The organism is Paenibacillus sp. RC73, assembly GCF_044908085.1.
Lineage (GTDB): Bacteria > Bacillota > Bacilli > Paenibacillales > Paenibacillaceae > Paenibacillus > Paenibacillus terrae_A.
In genome coordinates, this window is the sequence record NZ_JBIYCV010000004.1 from 153,576 (window position 1) to 171,782 (window position 18,207).

The 18,207-nt window shown below is 47.2% G+C and carries 22 protein-coding genes; 20 read left to right on the forward strand and 2 right to left on the reverse strand.

The window, feature by feature from the left end:
- Positions 1 to 8: 8 nt before the first annotated feature.
- Together ABH897_RS10630 and ABH897_RS10635 are read right to left on the reverse strand one after the other, a co-directional pair.
- Positions 9 to 434: an ImmA/IrrE family metallo-endopeptidase gene (locus ABH897_RS10630; protein ID WP_044645259.1), complete on the reverse strand. Its 426-nt coding sequence runs from the start codon at positions 432 to 434 to the stop codon at positions 9 to 11.
- Positions 435 to 445: 11 nt separating this feature from the next.
- Positions 446 to 916 carry a helix-turn-helix domain-containing protein gene (locus ABH897_RS10635; RefSeq protein ID WP_283654927.1) on the reverse strand — a complete coding sequence of 157 codons (471 nt, stop codon included), beginning with the start codon at positions 914 to 916 and terminating at the stop codon, positions 446 to 448.
- Between the two features lie 400 nt (positions 917 to 1,316).
- Between ABH897_RS10635 and ABH897_RS10640 the strand changes: the two genes are divergently transcribed.
- The 20 genes from ABH897_RS10640 (at position 1,317) to ABH897_RS10735 (ending at position 18,081) form a co-directional block, all read left to right on the forward strand.
- Positions 1,317 to 1,793: an ArpU family phage packaging/lysis transcriptional regulator gene (locus ABH897_RS10640; protein ID WP_404580742.1), complete on the forward strand. Its 477-nt coding sequence runs from the start codon at positions 1,317 to 1,319 to the stop codon at positions 1,791 to 1,793.
- Positions 1,794 to 2,154: 361 nt separating this feature from the next.
- On the forward strand, positions 2,155 to 3,126 hold the full coding sequence (locus tag ABH897_RS10645) for a hypothetical protein (protein ID WP_283654929.1): 972 nt from the start codon (positions 2,155 to 2,157) through the stop codon (positions 3,124 to 3,126).
- A 10-nt stretch (positions 3,127 to 3,136) separates the two neighbouring features.
- A complete protein-coding gene (locus tag ABH897_RS10650; RefSeq protein WP_283654930.1) occupies positions 3,137 to 3,355 on the forward strand; it encodes a YqzN/YkzM domain-containing protein in 219 nt (72 codons plus the stop codon).
- Between the two features lie 2 nt (positions 3,356 to 3,357).
- On the forward strand, positions 3,358 to 4,824 hold the full coding sequence (locus ABH897_RS10655) for a phage tail sheath family protein (protein ID WP_283654931.1): 1,467 nt from the start codon (positions 3,358 to 3,360) through the stop codon (positions 4,822 to 4,824).
- Between the two features lie 63 nt (positions 4,825 to 4,887).
- Complete coding sequence (locus ABH897_RS10660) at positions 4,888 to 5,295, forward strand: phage tail tube protein (protein WP_025685150.1); 408 nt, start codon at positions 4,888 to 4,890, stop codon at positions 5,293 to 5,295.
- A gap of 65 nt (positions 5,296 to 5,360) precedes the next feature.
- Entirely contained in the window at positions 5,361 to 5,795 is a 435-nt protein-coding gene (locus tag ABH897_RS10665; RefSeq protein ID WP_025678604.1) for a phage tail assembly chaperone, read from the forward strand.
- Positions 5,796 to 5,972: 177 nt separating this feature from the next.
- Positions 5,973 to 7,895, forward strand: coding sequence for a hypothetical protein (locus ABH897_RS10670; RefSeq protein ID WP_404520358.1), 1,923 nt, complete (start codon positions 5,973 to 5,975; stop codon positions 7,893 to 7,895).
- 39 nt (positions 7,896 to 7,934) lie between these two features.
- Entirely contained in the window at positions 7,935 to 8,573 is a 639-nt protein-coding gene (locus ABH897_RS10675; RefSeq protein WP_283656213.1) for a LysM peptidoglycan-binding domain-containing protein, read from the forward strand.
- A complete protein-coding gene (locus ABH897_RS10680; RefSeq protein WP_283654933.1) occupies positions 8,570 to 9,550 on the forward strand; it encodes an XkdQ/YqbQ family protein in 981 nt (326 codons plus the stop codon). Before ABH897_RS10675 ends, ABH897_RS10680 begins: the two co-directional genes overlap by 4 nt.
- Positions 9,543 to 9,950: a hypothetical protein gene (locus ABH897_RS10685; RefSeq protein ID WP_283654934.1), complete on the forward strand. Its 408-nt coding sequence runs from the start codon at positions 9,543 to 9,545 to the stop codon at positions 9,948 to 9,950. Before ABH897_RS10680 ends, ABH897_RS10685 begins: the two co-directional genes overlap by 8 nt.
- Positions 9,943 to 10,401: a DUF2634 domain-containing protein gene (locus ABH897_RS10690; RefSeq protein ID WP_044645249.1), complete on the forward strand. Its 459-nt coding sequence runs from the start codon at positions 9,943 to 9,945 to the stop codon at positions 10,399 to 10,401. The genes ABH897_RS10685 and ABH897_RS10690 overlap by 8 nt, the downstream gene beginning before the upstream one ends.
- Positions 10,401 to 11,552: a baseplate J/gp47 family protein gene (locus tag ABH897_RS10695; protein WP_283654936.1), complete on the forward strand. Its 1,152-nt coding sequence runs from the start codon at positions 10,401 to 10,403 to the stop codon at positions 11,550 to 11,552. The genes ABH897_RS10690 and ABH897_RS10695 overlap by 1 nt, the downstream gene beginning before the upstream one ends.
- 13 nt (positions 11,553 to 11,565) lie before the next feature.
- Entirely contained in the window at positions 11,566 to 12,162 is a 597-nt protein-coding gene (locus tag ABH897_RS10700; protein ID WP_404591864.1) for a YmfQ family protein, read from the forward strand.
- A gap of 1 nt (position 12,163) precedes the next feature.
- Positions 12,164 to 14,719 (forward strand): hypothetical protein, encoded by a 2,556-nt coding sequence (locus ABH897_RS10705; RefSeq protein WP_404591866.1) that lies wholly within the window; start codon positions 12,164 to 12,166, stop codon positions 14,717 to 14,719.
- A 13-nt stretch (positions 14,720 to 14,732) separates the two neighbouring features.
- Positions 14,733 to 15,344, forward strand: a complete 612-nt coding sequence (locus ABH897_RS10710) for a hypothetical protein (protein WP_404591868.1) — start codon at positions 14,733 to 14,735, stop codon at positions 15,342 to 15,344.
- A gap of 50 nt (positions 15,345 to 15,394) precedes the next feature.
- Positions 15,395 to 15,661, forward strand: coding sequence for a hypothetical protein (locus ABH897_RS10715; RefSeq protein ID WP_404591870.1), 267 nt, complete (start codon positions 15,395 to 15,397; stop codon positions 15,659 to 15,661).
- Positions 15,662 to 15,704: 43 nt separating this feature from the next.
- Positions 15,705 to 15,836, forward strand: coding sequence for a hypothetical protein (locus tag ABH897_RS10720; RefSeq protein WP_404591872.1), 132 nt, complete (start codon positions 15,705 to 15,707; stop codon positions 15,834 to 15,836).
- 37 nt (positions 15,837 to 15,873) lie between these two features.
- The gene (locus ABH897_RS10725; RefSeq protein ID WP_404592133.1) at positions 15,874 to 16,662 is read left to right on the forward strand and encodes a putative phage tail protein; all 789 of its coding nucleotides are present in this window, start codon (positions 15,874 to 15,876) and stop codon (positions 16,660 to 16,662) included.
- Between the two features lie 121 nt (positions 16,663 to 16,783).
- Positions 16,784 to 17,173, forward strand: a complete 390-nt coding sequence (locus tag ABH897_RS10730) for a phage tail-collar fiber domain-containing protein (RefSeq protein ID WP_404591874.1) — start codon at positions 16,784 to 16,786, stop codon at positions 17,171 to 17,173.
- A 14-nt stretch (positions 17,174 to 17,187) separates the two neighbouring features.
- Positions 17,188 to 18,081: a tail fiber protein gene (locus ABH897_RS10735; protein WP_404591876.1), complete on the forward strand. Its 894-nt coding sequence runs from the start codon at positions 17,188 to 17,190 to the stop codon at positions 18,079 to 18,081.
- Positions 18,082 to 18,207 lie beyond the last annotated feature (126 nt).

Here is an 18,207-nt window from a genome sequence, read left to right on the forward strand (position 1 = left end):
TGTGGGAACTAATGTTCCGTTTTAGGGTCAAAAAAAAGGGCAGCCTCCTTGGGCAGACCGATCCGAGATAAATAATGCTCCTGCGTTTCGTCAGTAAGCGGTGGTTGTCCTTCACTGAGCAATAGCACAGCGAACCGGTTGGCTTGCATCTCAAATTTGCCGGGGAAAAAGTAGGAATGCTCCTCCATAAAAAAGCGGCTGACGCCTTTATGAAGCCGATCATGCCCTAATTCATGCGCACAGACGAATCGTTCCCATTCCGGTGTAAGCCCGTTGTGGATGACGATGAATCTTCTGCGCAGCTTGCGGTAATACAGCCCTTTGGTTGTGGGGCCCAGATCGCAATAACGGATATGGATACCCAGAGCTTCCGCAATATCGAAGGGGGAGTTCGTACGGTATTTTCGGACGAGTTTGTGAATGAGTTCGTTCATGCGCTCACCTACTATTCCTGATCACTGCCCGCTGGGGGCGATTTGGGTTTATGCTTGTTCATCTGTTTGGCTTCCCAGAACAGACCTGTCAGCACATCCTTGATCCGTTGACGATCTTCTTTATCCAGTGGAATGCCGTCGAACATCAATTCGCCGTCTTCCTCCAGCATTTTTTTAAAATCCCGGCGGTCCTTGGAAGTAGCCCATTCCGGTACGCTGGAACGATAGGAGTCGTGTGAATGTTGCTCTACGGAATCATGGTCTCCCCAATATCCGGCGTTCTTCATCATCTCGGTATACGATACGCCGAGCGCGTCCGCTATTTTGCGGAGAGTAGAGGGCTTGGGTACTCCACGCAGCCCGTTTTCAATGCGGGAAATTTGTGAATTGCTGATGCCAGCGGCTTCTGCCAATTGGTTAATGCTCCATTGCTTGTGCTCACGCTGCTGCTTTAAGTATGTTCCAAATGCTGGTTGTTCCACAATGGCGGCTCCCTTCTGCAACAGAATAAAAGATTAGTTTCATTATACCATTAGGTAAATAGTAAAAGCACGTAATATGCCAAAAGGCATAGGAAAATAAAGCGAATATCCTGTTTTTGAAGCTATACCGCTTTTTTTGCTGATGGATAGCTATCCTAAATAATGCTATGTTATACTCATAATACGAACAAAAGGGGAACAAATTGTAAACGTAAGAGTTGTACGATTGAGGATTTTGCAAAAATCCAATAAGCGACTTCCAATGAACAATATATAGATCGAAAGGGTCTAGTTCGTCTATATATTGCACTTTGGAGCGACTGGAATCGGATTTTGCAAAATTCTGGATTTAAAAAATACATCATTGTCAAAAGGCATAAGATAAGGAGTGTTGCTTTACATGAAAAATAACCTACCCGAATTGGACAGACGCAAAACGCAGAACGCACTGGAGGGGGTATTTGAAAAATATCGGATTTATAAAACCATTACCTTTATGGACCGGGAAAGTTTTATCACTGCCGGCTATACGGATCGCCCGAACGGACCGACGAATGTGACCAGCGATCCAACGGCACGGACAGCCGTATATAATGTAGATGCTCCTGCGGCTCGCCTGGCTTATTGTGAAATGGTGAATGCCGTAGTCGGCCGCTTGAATGAACGCGAACAGCTGCTCATCCGTGAGCGTTATTTAAAGGATGACGATGTGTTCGACTACAAGGTTTACAATTATGTGCTCGACCCGCCAGTAAGCAAGGATACGTACACGAAAATCCGCACCCGGGCTTTTTACAAAATGGCGCTTGCACTGGCGGATCAAGGTGTTTTGAATCTGGCGGGTTTACAGAAGGACGCGGATCGGAAACTGGGATGATGTAATAATTATCCATTCGTTCGCATGTTTAATTTAATATCGCTTCTTAAAAGGCTTTGATTTCCTGCAATGGCGGGGGTTAAGGCCTTTCTTATTAATAAGAACACTTGTTCTCAAAAATCCGCCCAACTTCATCCCTAGTCTCTGCTTTTATCGTCCATTTCCCCGGCAACGCATTCGTTATAAGGGTGTAAGATTGTATCATCGGGAATCAAGACAAGAGGACATACCGAAGACACACACAGTCAAACGTTAGCCGGCCACCAGGGCCGGTTTTTTCATGCGGTTGTCGTCCCTGTCGATTCCCGGGAATTGTTTTACAGAAAGGAGGAGTCGTGTTGCCTAAGCAATGGATGCTGCAATGCATGAGGTTGAGGCTGCGCCGGATGAGAACACGGAAGTGGAAAAAAGCCTGGCTAAGCAGCCACAACATGCGAGTGCAGGATGCGCAAAGGTGGCATGCCGCAGGATGAGACAAGCCTTTAAACAAAAGCTCATTGAAATTGTTCCAGCGCTACAAGGGCGCGTATACGATGTTCAGCCACCGTCGCAGGCGGCAGAGGAGCCGTACGCGGTTATGGCGCTGGGCGAGGAAATCTGGAAGTCGTCCTGGGCTGGATATCGGCAGGTTGTCCGTATCAAGCTGTACGCAGGACAAGCCGGGCTGGCACAGGCCGATGTATGGGCGAACGCCCTGATTGCCGGACTGCACCGGGAACCGGTGACAGGCGAAGGCGAGGACACGTCGGCTTTTACCGCGCACTATTTGGGCGTGCGGGATGCGGAAAAGCTGGACACCGTCACGTGCAAGGCCTACAGAACGCTGCGATTTGGCGTGTATGTGCCTGAAACGGAAGGGAGTCCGGCGGCCGCTCCGGCAAACGGTGTTGCACAGCCGGATGAATGGCTGGCGGCGCTGACCCGCTGGACACAGAAGCAGCTGGGTGAGACGTGGTCGGTATACGCCGATGCATGGCCCGCACAGCCGGGACGCCACTCGGTGCTATGGCGGCTAAGCGGCTGCGAGACAAGGATGGCGGGAGCCTCCATGTATGAACTCCGCAAACGGTTCATTGGGCACGTTATTGCCCCGGACACTGCTGAAGAGAACCGCGGGGCTTCCGTGCTGGTCGAGGGCTTTGGCGCTCAAATTCAGCTTCCTCTGGATCAGGAGAAGGGCCGTTATATGTCCACGGCGGAAGCTTCCGCAGACTTGCAGGCGGATGCGATTTTGGACGGTCAGCTCCGGCTGACGCTGGTACAGCGGCGGATGCGTCCGGCTGAGGAAGCGGCGTTAATCCGCAGAGTGGAAATTCATCCTATTTTGAAATGAGGTGGTCCGAGTGACCTTGGACAACAACGGGAAAGCCCCGGTTAATGCCGGGCAGGAAGCAAGCGGTCCCCGCTATACGCTGGAGGAGCTTAAGGAACACGCGGAACAATTGTTTTCCGTGAAGGAAGAAGTGCTGGCAGGCGCATTTTTTGGCACACAGGACAAGCTGTTCACGGTAGCAGAAGCACACACTAAAATCGAACAATTTATGAAAGCGAAGGTGGACTAATTATGGCAGGCGGAACATGGGAAAACACGAATAAACCGGTATTGCCGGGTTTGTATATGAATTTTCAGGCAGCAGCAGCTTCAGCTATTCAAGGTGGTTCACGCGGTACGGTCGTTGTGCCGGTTAAAGCCAACTGGGGACCTGTACGTGAGTTTGTAGAGATTGGCAGCGAAACGGCGATCAACCAAATCTTTTCGAATGACAGTCTGGATGGAGCAACAGCGTATTCTACGCTGTATCTGGCTCTGCTGGGTGGACCGAAAAAGCTGTTGGCCTACCGTTTGGCAGATGACACGGCTGCTCAAGCAACTGTGACGCTGAAAAGCGGCGGTGAGGCCCCAACCGATGTGCTGCGCTTGCAGGCTTTGTACACAGGTAGTCGTGGTAATGGCTTTGCCGTAACGGTACAGCCAACCTTGGGTGACGAGCAAGCCCGTGAGGTGCGTCTCTATGAGGGCACTAAGCTGCTGGGTACGTATAAAGGCAGCGACGGTACGGCTGCTTCGATTGCCGAAGCGATGAACAAGAACAGCGAAAATGTATGGGTGAAGGCGGAAGTTGTCGGCAACGGCGGCATTCCGGTGGATGTCAGCGGCGTACATCTCACAGGCGGTAACAGCGGTAATAGCAAGCTGGTTAATGCAGACTACATCGCCATGCAGGAAGCGCTGGAAGGACAGGAATTTAACGTCCTCGCGCTGGATTATGCAGCCGATCTGGCCTTGCTGCAAAGCTTTGCCGCGTGGATCAAGCGTGTCCGGAGCGAAGGCAAGGGTGTTATCGCCGTGTTCGGTGGTTCTGCGGCGGATGATGTATCCAAAACCGCTGTCAGCCTGGCCTCTGCCCGCTCCCTGGCGCTCAACCATGAAGGTATCGTAAACGTGGGTACTGGCGTGCGTCTGGCAGGTACGGACTACAGCTCCGCTCAAACGGCTGCTTATGTAGCCGGACTGATCGCAGGCCAACGTCTGAATCAATCCGCCACATATGCGGTGACGCCTTTTGAGGATGTAACCCGCCGCTGGACACGCTCCGAGCAGGAGCAGGCTGTCCGCAATGGTGTCTTCCTGCTGTTCTTCGACGGCCGTCAGGTCAAAGCGTTGCGTGGGATCAACAGCTTGGTGAACCCGGCTGCCGGGCAAAACAACGCATGGAAGAAAATCCGTTCCATCCGCGTTATGGATGCTATTAACGCTGACTTGCAGCGTGCAGCCGAAGAGACCTACATCGGCAAAATCAACAACACGGTAGAAGGCCGTCTGGCACTCATCGGTGCGATCAAAGAATACCTGGCACAGCTGTCGCTAAGCAACGTTATCGAAGCCGATGGCTACGATGTCATTCTCGACCCAGCCTACTATGGTGATGCGCCAGTCATCAAACCGGAGCCGGACCAAGTGTTCCTGCAATGGAATGTGAAGCTGACCGACGTGATGGAGCAACTGTTCGGTACATTTTACGTGCAATAAGCATTTCGTGGAAAATTAGAAATCCAAAACTATATTATGGATCATTTTGAGGAGGAAAAATAAATGTTGGATGCTTCAAGAGTCATTTTAGGTACGTATGGTCAGGCATATATTGACGGGGTATGGCAGACACATGTCAACAAGCTGGAAGCCAGTGTGGAAATTGATAAAAGAGAACTGAATTTGGTAGGTAATACCTGGAAAGTGCATAAAAATGGAGCCAAAAAAGGGACTGGGACAATGAGCGGTTACAAAGTAACTTCTGATATGATTCGTCGTGGATTTGCAAAATTCGATATTATTTCCAAGCTGGATGATCCTGAATCTTTTGGACATGAACGTGTTCGTTTGATTCGCTGCATGCCAGATAAAATTCAGTTGGCTAACTGGACCGCTGGAGAAGAAGTACCGGAGGAAACGACATTTACCTTTGAAGGCTACGAGCTTCTCGATCCTATCGTCGCTGAGTAATTTATTGCTTAATAGTGGGCCTGGAGTAATCCAGGCCTAATTAAAAAATATTAGGGGGATATAAAATGAGCTTGCCAGAAAACATGTCAGAAGAACAAATTTTAGATAGTCTTTTTGAAGCCGCAGACAAATTACCAGAGGAAACTGTTCGTATTCAGCGCTTGGATATGCTTCTCACACTTCGTGGCTTAACTTCCAACAAAGTCGATAGCATCCGTGAACGTTGCACAATTCGTAAAACAATTAAAGGCCGTGTGGATGAAAAAGTAGATACAGAAACATTTAATGCGTTGCTTATCTCTGAAGCTACGGCTGGACTGGAAGTCAAAGGCCTCCAAATTAATGGATGGGGTGATCCGCGAATCACTAGCCGTCTCAAATTGTCCGGTGGTGAACAGGCAGTACGTCGTATGCTTTTGGCTGGTGAGTTGGATGCGGTAGGTGACAAAGTTCTGGAACTATCCGGCTTCGGTGTGGAGATTGATGATCTAAAAAACTGATTCGCTCCGGCGGGATGACGACGCTGCTGTATCATTTGTGGATACGGCATCATCTCCGTCCCGGAGAGTTTTGGGCCTTAAACAGAGGAGAAAAATCCATGTTAATCGCATTTGCACAAGAGGAACTGGATGCATTATCCAAACAAATACAGCAATGATACGTTAGGAGGTGAATATATGGCAGGATCAAGTAGTTACAGAGTTAATATTGTTACAGATGTAGAGGATTTGATCATGACAAACCGGGAACTTAAAGCCACAAGTCGTTATATTGAGCAAATACAGCGACTTTCTGATCGGCTAGGGCGCGCTCGTTATCAGAGCTTGATTAAGCTTAATACTGAACTCAAGTATATGCATAGGCATCTAGGCAACATTTACAGTTTGGCTATTCGTCTTAGTCGCCTGCGTATTATGCCGAAAGTCTTTCTAATTGACAAGGCTACTCCAGTGCTTGAAGCGCTCATCAGAAAGCTAAAAAGTCTTAAGGATGTCTACATTGTTGCGCGTGCTAAAACGGGCATTGATCAAGAGGGTACAAATAAGAAGAAGGCTAGGGGTGGCGGCTCTGAGGGGAACAATTTAAATATCTCTAATATTGTAGAGAAGACTGTTAGCGTTACTGCAAACATAGAGATAAAGGATCCTAAGTTTGACTTTAACTTTAATTATGATATCAAGGTTAAACCACCGAGATTGAATATTAGAGTGGCGGCTCCAAAGTATGCGCCTAAGATCAATGTGAAAACAGGCCCCATTCGAGTTTCTCCCAGAATAAAGGTGATTTGTGATTGTTGTTGTTGTGGAAAAAAAGGCGGCCGCAAAAGAGACGCTCCTGAACAAGACGGACCTGATCGTAAATACAAAAAGAAAGACAATAAGAAGAACAAAAAAAATCCTGGAAAAAAACCAGGGTTTTCTGATTTGTGGGAAAAGGTAAAGAGTCTTTTAAACCCAAAACCAGGCTCTAAGCCTACCAATAAGCCGGGAATTCCAGGGGGACGGCCGACTCCAAATGGAAATAAGGGAACGTTTGGAAAAATCTTTGATTTCGGAAAAAAAATACTTGGTGAGAATCCGGGTAATACACTTAAGAAGCTAGGCAAGGGGGTTATGAAGGGGGGCAAGAGGTTACTTGGACCATTTAGCTTGCTTTTAGATGCTGTAGACATTGCTACTGCTTCGCCGGAAGAACGTCCGGCTGCTATTACATCAGCAGTTTTAGGAAGTAGTCTTACCATAGCTGGTGCAGGTATTGGTACAATGATTGCTCCGGGTATAGGTACCGTAATTGGTGGTCTTATTGGTGCAATTGCTAGTGTTATAGTAGATAGTTTAGCAGGTGAATGGTTAGCTCAAAAGTTCTCTGAAATGAGTGATTGGGCCGGAGAAAAAGCTACTTCTGCAATGGACTGGGTTGGAGAAAAAGCTATTGGTGCAAAGGATTGGATTGGCGAAAAAGCTACTGTTGCAAAGGATTGGGTTGGAGAAAAAGCTTCCCAAGCAACGGATTGGATGAGTGATAAAGCATCTGATGTAGGTAATTGGTTTTCCAGTCAAACAGATAGTTTGAAAAATGACTTATCCAATATATTTGGTTATTCAAAAGAACCAGAAAAATCACAACCTGCTGTATCTGAAAATAAGATCTCACAAGCTTATAATCCCGCTTCCACCACACCTGGGCAGTCGTTAGCTCTGTCAAGATTTCCTTCGGTAGATCCGGGACTGCCGCTACCATCTTTTATCCAGGATGCCCAAAACCGTTCTAAGGTAATTCAAGGCATGGGACCAGGTGGTTCACAAGCTCCTACAGCGAATGGAGGAAAACCTGCTCCGCAGCTCGTGCGAATAACGGATGAGCAAATGAGCAGTTTTTCAGGCTTTCTCAAGGATTTCAAGACAGAAATGAACAATCAGATTAGTGTGACGTTACCCCCAGGGGCAGTACAGGTAACAGTTCAGGAAGATTCAATTGATTTTGACACGATGGCACTTCAAGTGGGACACCGGATTGTAAATGAGGTGCGACAGGCAATTATTAATAGAGGTGGAGGAGACAATAGCTCCCTTAAAAAGGGTAAAGTTGTACAAGCCTAACGTAAATCTATCATAGTAGAAAGGAGGGGGGCCATGAGTATAGACTTTTTTTTGATTAATGGTAGAAGTGTATTTCAATTCCCGGTTAATCCTGAAGAGGTGAATATTTCACGACAAAAGGGATATGAAACAGTTACGATGCTTACACACGGAGAGTTTGATTTTCCGCAAGGAGAAAAGGTGAAAGAAATCACCTTTTCTTCTTTTTTTCCCAAGGTATATGATGCATCTTATTGCCGTTATAAAAATATTCCGGATCCTAATGAAGCGATGAACAGGTTAAATGCAATGTTAAAAGCAGAGAACCCATATCAATTTATTATTACCAATACGCTAATTAGTGTTCCGGTTTTTATCATTGCCCATAATACGACCTTTCGTGGAGGAGAGGCAGGGGATATCTATTTTGAAATTACTTTGCGTACATGGCGTGAACCCAAAATAGCTCTACGAACTGGAAGCTCTCCCCAAAAAGTGAACTCAAAAACCCTTCCACGCACGGATCTTAAAGCTAAATCTAAAACGTATACTGTCAAGACAGGGGATTCACTTTCCAAAATTGCAAAGCTGGAGTTGGGGGATAGTTCCAAATGGAAAAGTATATATCAAATGAATACAAAGGTCATAGGCAAGAACCCGAATATGATTAAAGTGGGTCAAAAGCTGGTGATGCCATGAGCTACCAAGTAATACTTCAAGATAAATATGATCTTACCCCTCTGGTGGAGAAAATAACTTTAAAAGATGCTCTTAACCAAATTGCATATCAGGCCAGCATCCGAGTAGCTGCTTCAAATGGTATGCCCGCGATTACTCCGGGAATGCCTATTCGTGTCAGTGGAATTCCATTTGGGAAAAATGTGAAGGTGCCACTTCTCCATCCTGCTGTTGTGTGGGAAGTAGAGAGTTCTAACAGCGGAACAAAACGTTACTCTCTGGTTGTATACGATAGGACGATTTATTTGGATAAATCCGAGGACGAATATTTATTTCCCAAAGGACAAACGGCCACACAACGGTTGCGCAAATACGCGAAGGATTGGAAGTTTCAAATCGCCTCAATACCCGATACGAAAGTGCAGTTAGGAAAAGGTATCTATCGTGCCCAGACTCTATATTCCATGATGCTGGCTGATTTGAAAGAGACAGCAAAGTTGGGCGGAGATTTGTACCAGTTACGCATGACAAGTGCTGGATTAGAGTTATTTAAAATCGGCAGCAATCCTTCCCCCTATGTGTTAGACCGATTTATTGATCTTACTCAGTTGCGGACACTTGAGGGAGCCGTAACTAAAGTTAAAGTGATGACAGCTAATGAGAATGTAGGAAGCGGACAAGAGGTGCCGTCTAAGGTGCTGGCTGTAGCAGAAGGGGATACTAAAGCGCTGGGTACTTTGCAAAAGCTGGTTGAGGATGATCAAGTGAAAGCAGCTGGTGGAGCCAGTAAGCTTGCTAAAAGTCATATAACTGGGATCCAGGAAACTTTTACAGTTAATTTACCAGATATTAATACCCTACGTGCTGGTGAAGCTGTAATGTTACAAGGGTTGAAGCTGATTGTTACATCAGTCAGTCGGGATTTGGGGAATCCGGGAAATATGACTTTAGAGCTCGCTTCCTTCGATATGGTAAAAAGGAGGTATTTTCTTGAGTAAAGACCCCTATGGTGCATTTGTAAGTGTAATGCAGTCGTCTATGGCGGGACACACTCGGCAAGCGCTGAGTGGAGTAGGTGCGGTACTGGGCACGATTACTTCCACGGGACTCAAGCTGGACGATTTTAAACATGAGCTTCAGGACTATTTGGTCGCCGAGCTGCCGGGATTGCTGTCTGTACCGCGTCATATGTACAAAGGAACCTCAACCGCAGTAGAGTCGGAGAATTGGGAGGGCAAGGAGCTGAAAACCTCCTTTTATATCGGGGAGGACGAGCTGAAGGATGTGAATCTGAGCCTGAACGAAGGACTTAAACCCGGAGATCGCGTACTTGCGGTTCGGGTGAATAGCGGCAACGATGTGGTTGTGGTGTGCAAGGTGGTGAGTGGACGTGGCTAATTTATTTCCCGAAACGGATGATATGCTCTGGACGGATATTACGGACCCGGATGTGCTGGAGGATAATCGGGCAGTATTTGGGCGAAGCTGGCGGTTTGATTTTGAAGCCGGAGAATTTGTCATGAGTCCCAGTCGTAAAATCGTGACTACAGGTGAAAAAGAAGCTTGGGTACAGTGGTGTGAAAAAGCAATTCGTACCCCCCGCTACCGTCATGTCATCTATTCTCCCGACTATGGTAGCGAGTTGGAGGAATTAATTGGCAGCAGCTATGGGCACGGTGTGCAGGAAAGTGAAATCAAGCGCATGGTCACCGAAGCGTTGCTGGCAGATGCTCGCACGGCTAGTGTGGATCAGTTCACGTTTAGCTGGGAAGGTGAGGCATGCCATTTTAGCTGCCAGATTACGAATGTGCGGGATGAAACGGAAATTGTAGAAAGTGTGGTGATCTAATGGCAGACTTGCCGGAATATTTGGTAGACCAGACGGAAGAGGAAATTTTGAGTCGTATGCTGGAAAAAGTGCCTTCGGACATTGATAAGTCCGAGGGTTCTTTTATTTGGGATGCGCAGGCACCGGTAGCGTTTATGCTCTCCGAAGCGGCGATTTGGGCGCAGGAGCTGCTAAGACGTGGCTTTGCCAGCACAGCAGCTAGCGATAACCCGGATTTTCGCTCGCCGGAGCTGGATCTGCGAACAGCAGAGCATGGAGTGACACGGCGGGAAGCGGTTGCTGCCTCAGGCATGGTCACATTCACGGGCACAGCGGGAACGACCGTTCCGGCGGGAACGTTGGTTGCGACCCCGGCAGATGATGTATCGGGGGAAGCCTCCATTGAGTATGCGACCACGGCATCAGTCACGCTGGATGAGCAGGGTAAAGGAGAAGCGGCGATTCGGGCAGTCAATCCCGGTCGCAGCGGTAACGTACCCGCGGGCGTCATTCAGGTGATGGCTAGCCCGGTCAATGGTGTTTCCTCCGTTATCAATACGGAGGAAACGAAAAGTGGCACGGACATTGAGAGCGACCAGCTGTTGCTGGAGCGTTTTTATGCCAAGGTGCGGAACCAGGGGACAAGCGGCAACAAGGCGCAGTATATGCAGTGGGCGAATGAAATCGCTGGAGTAGGCGGCGTGGAGGTTGTTCCGCTGTGGAAAGGGCCGGGTACGGTGGCTTTATATGTGCTGGACACAGATAAACGCGCTGCCAGTCCGGTTATCGTCGCTGCGGTACAGAAGTACATTGATCCGACTCAGGATGGGCAAGGCGAAGGGTTGGCACCAGCGGGTCCTGTAGTGACGATCATGCCAGCGACAGAGGTGGAAATTAACATTTCGGTCAAGGTACAGCGTACCAAGGAGAAGCCATCCACCCTGGAAGAGATCAAAAAGCTGATCGAAAGTGGTGTGAGGACGTATTTGAAGCAGCTTGCTTTTTACAAGGAAGACCCGTTGGTTCGGTATACCCGGATTTCTGCTGTTTTGCTGGACATTCCGATCATTATTGATTTCTCTGAGCTAAAAATCAACGGACTGACCAATCAAAATATTGAGATTGGATCAGGCCAGGTGGCGGTGCTGGGGACGGTGAGCGTCAGTGAGTAATGATGGAATGAACATGAACGATCAAACGAATCGTCTAGCTATGGGTGAAGAGGGGCAAATGAGCAGCTTGCGGGGACGCGAGCTGTTTTCCTATTTACCCGCCTACTATGAAATTTCCCGTGTGATGCGCTCCGATATGGATGCGAAGGGCAGTGAACTGGATTCCTTGTATCTGGCGATGGATGCGACGGTGGCTCAGTTTTTCGTCCGTACCGCTACATGGGGATTGGAACGCTGGGAAATGGAGCTGGGTATCGAAACCGACCTTGGCAAGCCGCTGGACCAGCGTCGTGCAGTAGTAGAGTCGAAGCTACGGGGAGCAGGGACTTTTTCCGGCCGACTTGTCAAAAATGTAGCTGAAGCATATGACGGCGGTACAGTAGATGTTACCTTTCATCCCGCTGAATGGGGATTCACGGTCAAATTTATAGATACCATCGGGATTCCGCCCAACGTGGAGGATCTTAAAGCAGCCATTGAGGAGATCAAGCCGGCTCATTTGGCGGTAGAATATAAACTACGCTACCTGACCATTGCTGAAGTCGAGTCTATGACCATCTATGAAAATGAACATACAACACAGGATAGATATTTAGGAGGTGGCGCATAACATGGCAAGCGAAAAGACACCAAATCTAGGCTTAAATCAAATTGACCGTACATCGCCTAAAACAACGTATTTTGATCTGGAGAAGTATTTGGATCAAAACTGGCGTGCTGTAGATAATTTTGCAGGTGATGTGAATGATGGTGTGGATGCGATCAAGAAGCGGTTGGATACGACGGAGCGTAAGGAGGTAACGCTGGAACCCGGGGTGCAGATTGTTCATGCGGAGAAGGCTTCGCCGTTCTCGCTCACGGGGCTGAGCGGGCGTACGTTGGTGAATTTGTTGGGAAGATGGGGAAACTTAAGTAGTTTAACGGGTATTACACCTTATCAATCCGAGATAGCACTGGATACTACGAATAAGGAAACGATGCCCAATTCGTTAAAAGTAACAATCAAATCGGGATATACAGTCGGAGTTGGGTTTTATAGCGATTTTAAATTTTTGGCTGGAAAGTATTATGTTGCAATCGCAAAGGTGAAGGTTGGAAACTCTGTAAGTGCGGGGATATCGGCCCCGAACGTTCAGGAAGGGACGACAGTAACAGATAAGACTAAATTTACTACTTCATGGTTCAGGGCGGCTCCTACCAGCAATGTGACTTCAAATATTGATTTGAGAATACAGGGGACTCAAGGACAGTATTCTTATTTTGAGGCTGTCCGCATCTATGAAATTTCTGCTACTGATTATACCGCTTTGGCCTTAATGACGGGGGAGCAAATTGACGCTAAGTATCCATATGTGGACAGTGTAATGCCTGTACGTAATCCATATGCGATACGTTATGGGGAGAATTTGTTGCCATCGTTTTATGAGTGGCAAACAACGGGGCACAAAGTATCAATTAATTCGCCATATTCCATTGAGGGAGAGCTTTTAAGCAGCGCAATTGGAACAGATGCATACTCGGTCATTTCCCTTGGTGTAATTCCGAACAAAGAGTATACAGTTACCAATCCTGCTGAAAGCACAGGTAAAATACGGATATCCTCGTATAACGCTGCTGGAACACGTATCCAAGGCATCTTTATTAAACCCGGTGAAACACGGGTTATAAAAATGGATGCTGCTGCTGTTCGAATTGGTGTGAACTTAAGTGGTGTCATACAGTACACAAATGAGTTTAATGTCGATACCTGGACTTGGCCTGTAGGTACCAAATATAAATTTTATGCTCCCATACTCTCTATCGGCAGCACACTCAAGCCATTCAAGCCGCGTGAAGACTCCATGCTTGCATTGCAAACAGAACTGTACGCCGATCCAGTTACAGGGGCTAATGCCGATACGGTGTATGAGCGAGATGGTCAATACTTCAAGTCGAAAAAATGGCGTTCGTTGGTATTGGATGGCACGTTATCTTGGGCGATTGGGGATACATCCTCTACAGGGCTTAAGCAGGTTAAGGTAGTCGGGTTGGTATCTGGCGCAGTTACCGCGAGTGGATGGGCAACCAAATTTGACGGTAAAATCATCCCGCAGGGTACGACAGGTAGCACAACGGATACAAACGCTGTTACAGGCGCAGGAGATTTATACATTTCTGTCGCTACCGCTGACAGTGGATGGGGAGACAGCTATACACCGACAGCAAACGAGATTAAGGCGTATTTCATGGGCTGGAGGATGCGTAATCAAACAACTCTAGACCCGTACACAAGTGGCGTTAAAGCTTGGGGTTCCCTCGTATCAGGTGGCACAGACTACTACACCAACACGCTACCGAATACTGTAGCGCCGGATTACAAAACACCGTACCAACTCGTATACCAACTTGCAACGCCTACAGTGGAACCTATCACGAGCGAAGGGCAGCTATCCTTTGTTGAGGGGGATAATCAGGTTGAGGTGGGTACAGGGATTGTGCTGCGCGAACGGGCTACCTACGCAGACAATGGCGCTGGTGCGAATGTATTCAATGCCGCTGCATCGGCCTTCAAATTTAGAGCGGAAAAAGTGCTGGTAATTTATGAGGACGGTCACGTCTTACCTTCCGCGATTTTGGGGCAACGCAGCCCAACTTATGTACCCTTGCTTGGTACAGGGTTTGCCTCTATCACCCCACAGGAAACACGACTAGATCGGGCCTATAGTGCCACATATTTATTATTTGACCGCTCGCCTGTCGTGCTGTTTACAGGCACCTACGTAGCGAATGAAAAAACGCTGCTGCTGGACTTGGTAGACAGTGTACAACAGAACACAGAGCGGGTGTCTGTGCTGGAGAACAAGAAAGCGGAGTGGGATGATCCGGCTTGGATTCAGATTTCAACCACTATTAACGGCTGGGTTACGGCAGGTATTCTTCCTGAGTATAGACGGATGGGAAACAGAGTCCAATTACGAATGCGCGTTAAAAACGGCGTGATCGGTTCACCAGTTTTAGTTCTGCCGAAAGATTACAGACCAACGAAGTATGCCATTATACCGATCCATTCTTACACGGGCAGCGCTGATGTGTTGGCGACCTTGATCTTGGACGTTGATGGAAGAGTTATACCGTCAGCAGGATCGAATAATCAAATCAACGCGTTTGTTGAATTTAACTTAGATTAAGGGAGGTTAGTGAATGAAATCAGCAGCCAAAGTAAACACAGACGGCCTCTATCTGGAGGACGAGTTGGTGGACGATGCCTTTTCAGGCGTTTTCCCTTTTTATGCTCCATCTTCGCTCACGCTATCTTATGAAAACGAGCAGCTAGACACTTATCAGCCTACCGTCACTAATTCCAATACTACGGATCAAACTAGCCAGGAAAAGATTCCTGCTGGTTATATCGTGGCTGTTCCAGTGCCACTAGGCTTATACCATCCCCGTTTTGACATCCAAGGCTGGCTGATCTATGAAGCAGAGTTTAACCAAAAGCTGCTAGAGGCCCAAAACGCGTATGAGCAACGGGGCAAGGAATCCCAAACTTCGTTTCAGAAGCTGCATGATGAATGGCAAAGCAAGCCGGAAAAAGAACGTGGGGAAGAACCCGTATATTCTGCATCAAATTTTACAACTCCAGAACGAAAAGACCCAACGACATTCTGGGGTGAAGGATTAAGTGACGAAGCGATCAAGGAGCTGACACAAAAAACGGAGCAACAGCCAAGCGAGGCAGACCAATTGAAGCAGCGTATTGCAGATCTGGAAGTAACGCTGACCCAACTCATGCTTGGTAACATAGGAAAATAACGTGTACTGACTATTCTATACATCTATATAAAAGAGGTGAAATCATAACCATGGCAGCTTTAACAGAGGCTCAATTGCGTATTTGTGCTCATGCCTGCATCACCCGCTATGATCGGGGAGAGGGCGATGTAGCTACGATCATTGGAAGCTATGTTTTGGATGAACAACAGCGTGGCAAGGTAATGGAGATCATTTTCTCCAAACGTTCTGATCTTGCACCAGGTAACGCAGAGGATTCGTCATCTGTGGAGATTTCCGATACACAGCCAGAAACGGTTAAATGGTATAGCTCTATTTTCCGCAAGAAAACAGTATAGCGAACAGAACAAAAAACAGCCTGTACCCAAAGGGGGAACGAGCATGTATCAAAGAATGAATCCGATTATGATTGATCGTTCCAATCTGAAAATGAATAGACAGAGCAATCAGCAAATAAGGATTCGATTTGGTCAGGCGGCAGAGCTGAGGAAGGTGATCGTCAGTGTATGGTGATGGGTTGAACAATAATCAACTCGATATCCAGAGTGTGATGAAGGATATCAAAAGTCAAATGCGCAGTGTGCGAGGACGGGATCTATTCTCCTATCTACCAGCCTATTACGAAATTTCCCGTGTAATGCACGCTGATATGGACGCAAAGGGTAGTGAATTGGATGCTCTATATCTCGCGTTGGACGATACATTAGCCCAGTTTTTCGTTCGTACCGCCACTTGGGCGTTGGAGCGTTGGGAGATGGAACTGGGCATCCCTAATCATTTGGACAAGCCGCTGGAGCAGCGACGTTCGGTAGTAGAATCCAAGCTGCGCGGGAGTGGCAAATTTTCCGGGGATTTAGTACGAGGTATTATGAACTCGTTTGGTGCCGATGGAGAAGTTGATTTTTTCCCGACGGCATACAAGTTTGGCATAAGTTTTGAAAATCGAGTTCCAGATAATATGGCTGATTTCAGAAAGATCATAGGGGATATTAAGCCTGCTCATCTTGCTTTTTATATAAATAATAAAACGAGGCTTACATTCCTTCATGATCATGAGATGGATCCACGTCTCCGGTTACGTTCAAGAGTTCGCTTTTTTGGTGGTCGCCCCTGGTATCTGGATGGTGTTGAGTTATTAAACGGAGGGGCTTCCTTGTCCGGGTGGACTGGGGAACGTCTGCGGTATTTGAACCGCACGAAGCTGTCCATTTTGCATCGAGTGGACAATTATCAGGAAGGTAACGTGAAGATCCGGAATCATTACTGGAAATTTGATGGGAGCATGATGCTCGATGGTACCCAGCTTTTAAGTTCAACCGAGACGATTATTTCAACGTAGAGCACTTACAAATATGTGGTACTCATTGGCAAGAGCGTGAAAACTTGCAACATAGTTGCCCCATAATAAATGGATTAGACAAGGGTAAACGTTAATTTTTATGAGAGAAAGGATGTTAGTCATGGCAGAACAAGTTTTAACAGTCACGACCGCTTATGCAAGGGAACAAATGGCGCGTGCCCGCGCTGAAGGTGGTTCGCTAACTAAAGTGGTGAAGATGGCATTTGGTAGCGGAGGTGTGGATCAAGCAGGTAAGCCGCTACCTTTGGAAGGAACGGAACAGTCATTGAGAAAAGAACTAATCCAAAAGGATATTACCAGCTTTGAATTTATTTCGCCTGCGACAATCCGCTATATCTGCTCACTGGCGGAAGCTGAATTGGCTGGTGAAACGATTAATGAGCTTGCTTTGGTGGATTCGGCTGGTAAGCTGACGGCTGTTCGTACGATGAGCAATAAGACCAAGGATGCTGACATGGAGTTTATTTTTGAAATTGATGATATTTATTAAGGAGGATGAGTCTTATGGCGATAAAACAACCACGTAGATTTGTGACAACGGATCAGGGACATGCGGATGTCCTGAATGTACCAATTGATACGCTTTATTCAAACGACCAGGAACTGGCTGCACAGGTGGAAAGCATCAAAAAGGACCCAGCCGGGAATGGTGTTGCTTCCAAAGAAGCACTGGATAACCACGCCAGCAATACAGATATTCACGTTTCGGCAGTCAAGCAAGTGGCATGGAGTGCAGCAGAGGGGAATGCTAAGCAATATACAAGGGATTATGCAGCTCCAAAGCAGCATAGTCACCCAGCATCGGATTTGCCAAGCGCCACTACACAAGCACGTGGTATTGTTCAGCTTAACACTTCCACCGGGAGTACGGCCACGGATCAGGCAGCTACGCCGAGTGCGGTAAAGGCAGCTAATGATCGAGCAAATGAGGCATATAGTCGGGCAGACCAGGCTTTTACGCAAGCCAGTGATCTTAAATCAAAGGTTGCTAACGCTATCACTGGCAAAGGCGGCAGCGCCAACTCTGGTATGACCGGAGATCAGTTAGCAGCATCGATTCTAAATTTACCTACAAAGAAATATGCAACTGGTTATCTTAACGTAGATAGAACGGTCGTTCGTGTGGGGGAATCATATATCCTTACCTTACCAATAGATTTTAACCCCAGTGCTGTTTTTGTAACTTTGGAGGCTTTACAAGACTATTCAGGTGGAGGTTCAGTATTTGCAGTAATTAGGAATACAGGAAAAGATGGAATCGGGGTGCAGGGGTCAAACGGTAAGGTGGATATATCATTATCTGGAAAACAGGTTACGTTCAAACCTACATCAACGACTACCAGTCCTGTAGTTTCATATTTTCGGTTTAGCCTATATCAGTGGTGGGCTTACGAGTGAAGAAGAATAATTGGAAAATTGATTGAATCAACAGGAACTTAGGACGTTAAGGGAGAGGCACACACATCTGAAATTTAGGATAGTACACCGTGACTTTGCTTTACTCCTTCCCTTCAGCCGACTAAA

Excerpts from the sequence above, each read along its gene's own strand:
- ABH897_RS10630 (WP_044645259.1), bottom strand. The coding sequence starts at position 434 with ATGAACGAACTCATTCACAAACTCGTCCGAAAATACCGTACGAACTCC.
- ABH897_RS10640 (WP_404580742.1), top strand. The coding sequence starts at position 1,317 with ATGAAAAATAACCTACCCGAATTGGACAGACGCAAAACGCAGAACGCA.
- ABH897_RS10645 (WP_283654929.1), top strand. The coding sequence starts at position 2,155 with ATGCATGAGGTTGAGGCTGCGCCGGATGAGAACACGGAAGTGGAAAAA.
- ABH897_RS10655 (WP_283654931.1), top strand. The coding sequence starts at position 3,358 with ATGGCAGGCGGAACATGGGAAAACACGAATAAACCGGTATTGCCGGGT.
- ABH897_RS10660 (WP_025685150.1), top strand. The coding sequence starts at position 4,888 with ATGTTGGATGCTTCAAGAGTCATTTTAGGTACGTATGGTCAGGCATAT.
- ABH897_RS10665 (WP_025678604.1), top strand. The coding sequence starts at position 5,361 with ATGAGCTTGCCAGAAAACATGTCAGAAGAACAAATTTTAGATAGTCTT.
- ABH897_RS10670 (WP_404520358.1), top strand. The coding sequence starts at position 5,973 with ATGGCAGGATCAAGTAGTTACAGAGTTAATATTGTTACAGATGTAGAG.
- ABH897_RS10680 (WP_283654933.1), top strand. The coding sequence starts at position 8,570 with ATGAGCTACCAAGTAATACTTCAAGATAAATATGATCTTACCCCTCTG.
- ABH897_RS10695 (WP_283654936.1), top strand. The coding sequence starts at position 10,401 with ATGGCAGACTTGCCGGAATATTTGGTAGACCAGACGGAAGAGGAAATT.
- ABH897_RS10700 (WP_404591864.1), top strand. The coding sequence starts at position 11,566 with ATGAACGATCAAACGAATCGTCTAGCTATGGGTGAAGAGGGGCAAATG.
- ABH897_RS10705 (WP_404591866.1), top strand. The coding sequence starts at position 12,164 with ATGGCAAGCGAAAAGACACCAAATCTAGGCTTAAATCAAATTGACCGT.
- ABH897_RS10710 (WP_404591868.1), top strand. The coding sequence starts at position 14,733 with ATGAAATCAGCAGCCAAAGTAAACACAGACGGCCTCTATCTGGAGGAC.
- ABH897_RS10715 (WP_404591870.1), top strand. The coding sequence starts at position 15,395 with ATGGCAGCTTTAACAGAGGCTCAATTGCGTATTTGTGCTCATGCCTGC.
- ABH897_RS10720 (WP_404591872.1), top strand. The coding sequence starts at position 15,705 with ATGTATCAAAGAATGAATCCGATTATGATTGATCGTTCCAATCTGAAA.
- ABH897_RS10725 (WP_404592133.1), top strand. The coding sequence starts at position 15,874 with ATGAAGGATATCAAAAGTCAAATGCGCAGTGTGCGAGGACGGGATCTA.
- ABH897_RS10730 (WP_404591874.1), top strand. The coding sequence starts at position 16,784 with ATGGCAGAACAAGTTTTAACAGTCACGACCGCTTATGCAAGGGAACAA.
- ABH897_RS10735 (WP_404591876.1), top strand. The coding sequence starts at position 17,188 with ATGGCGATAAAACAACCACGTAGATTTGTGACAACGGATCAGGGACAT.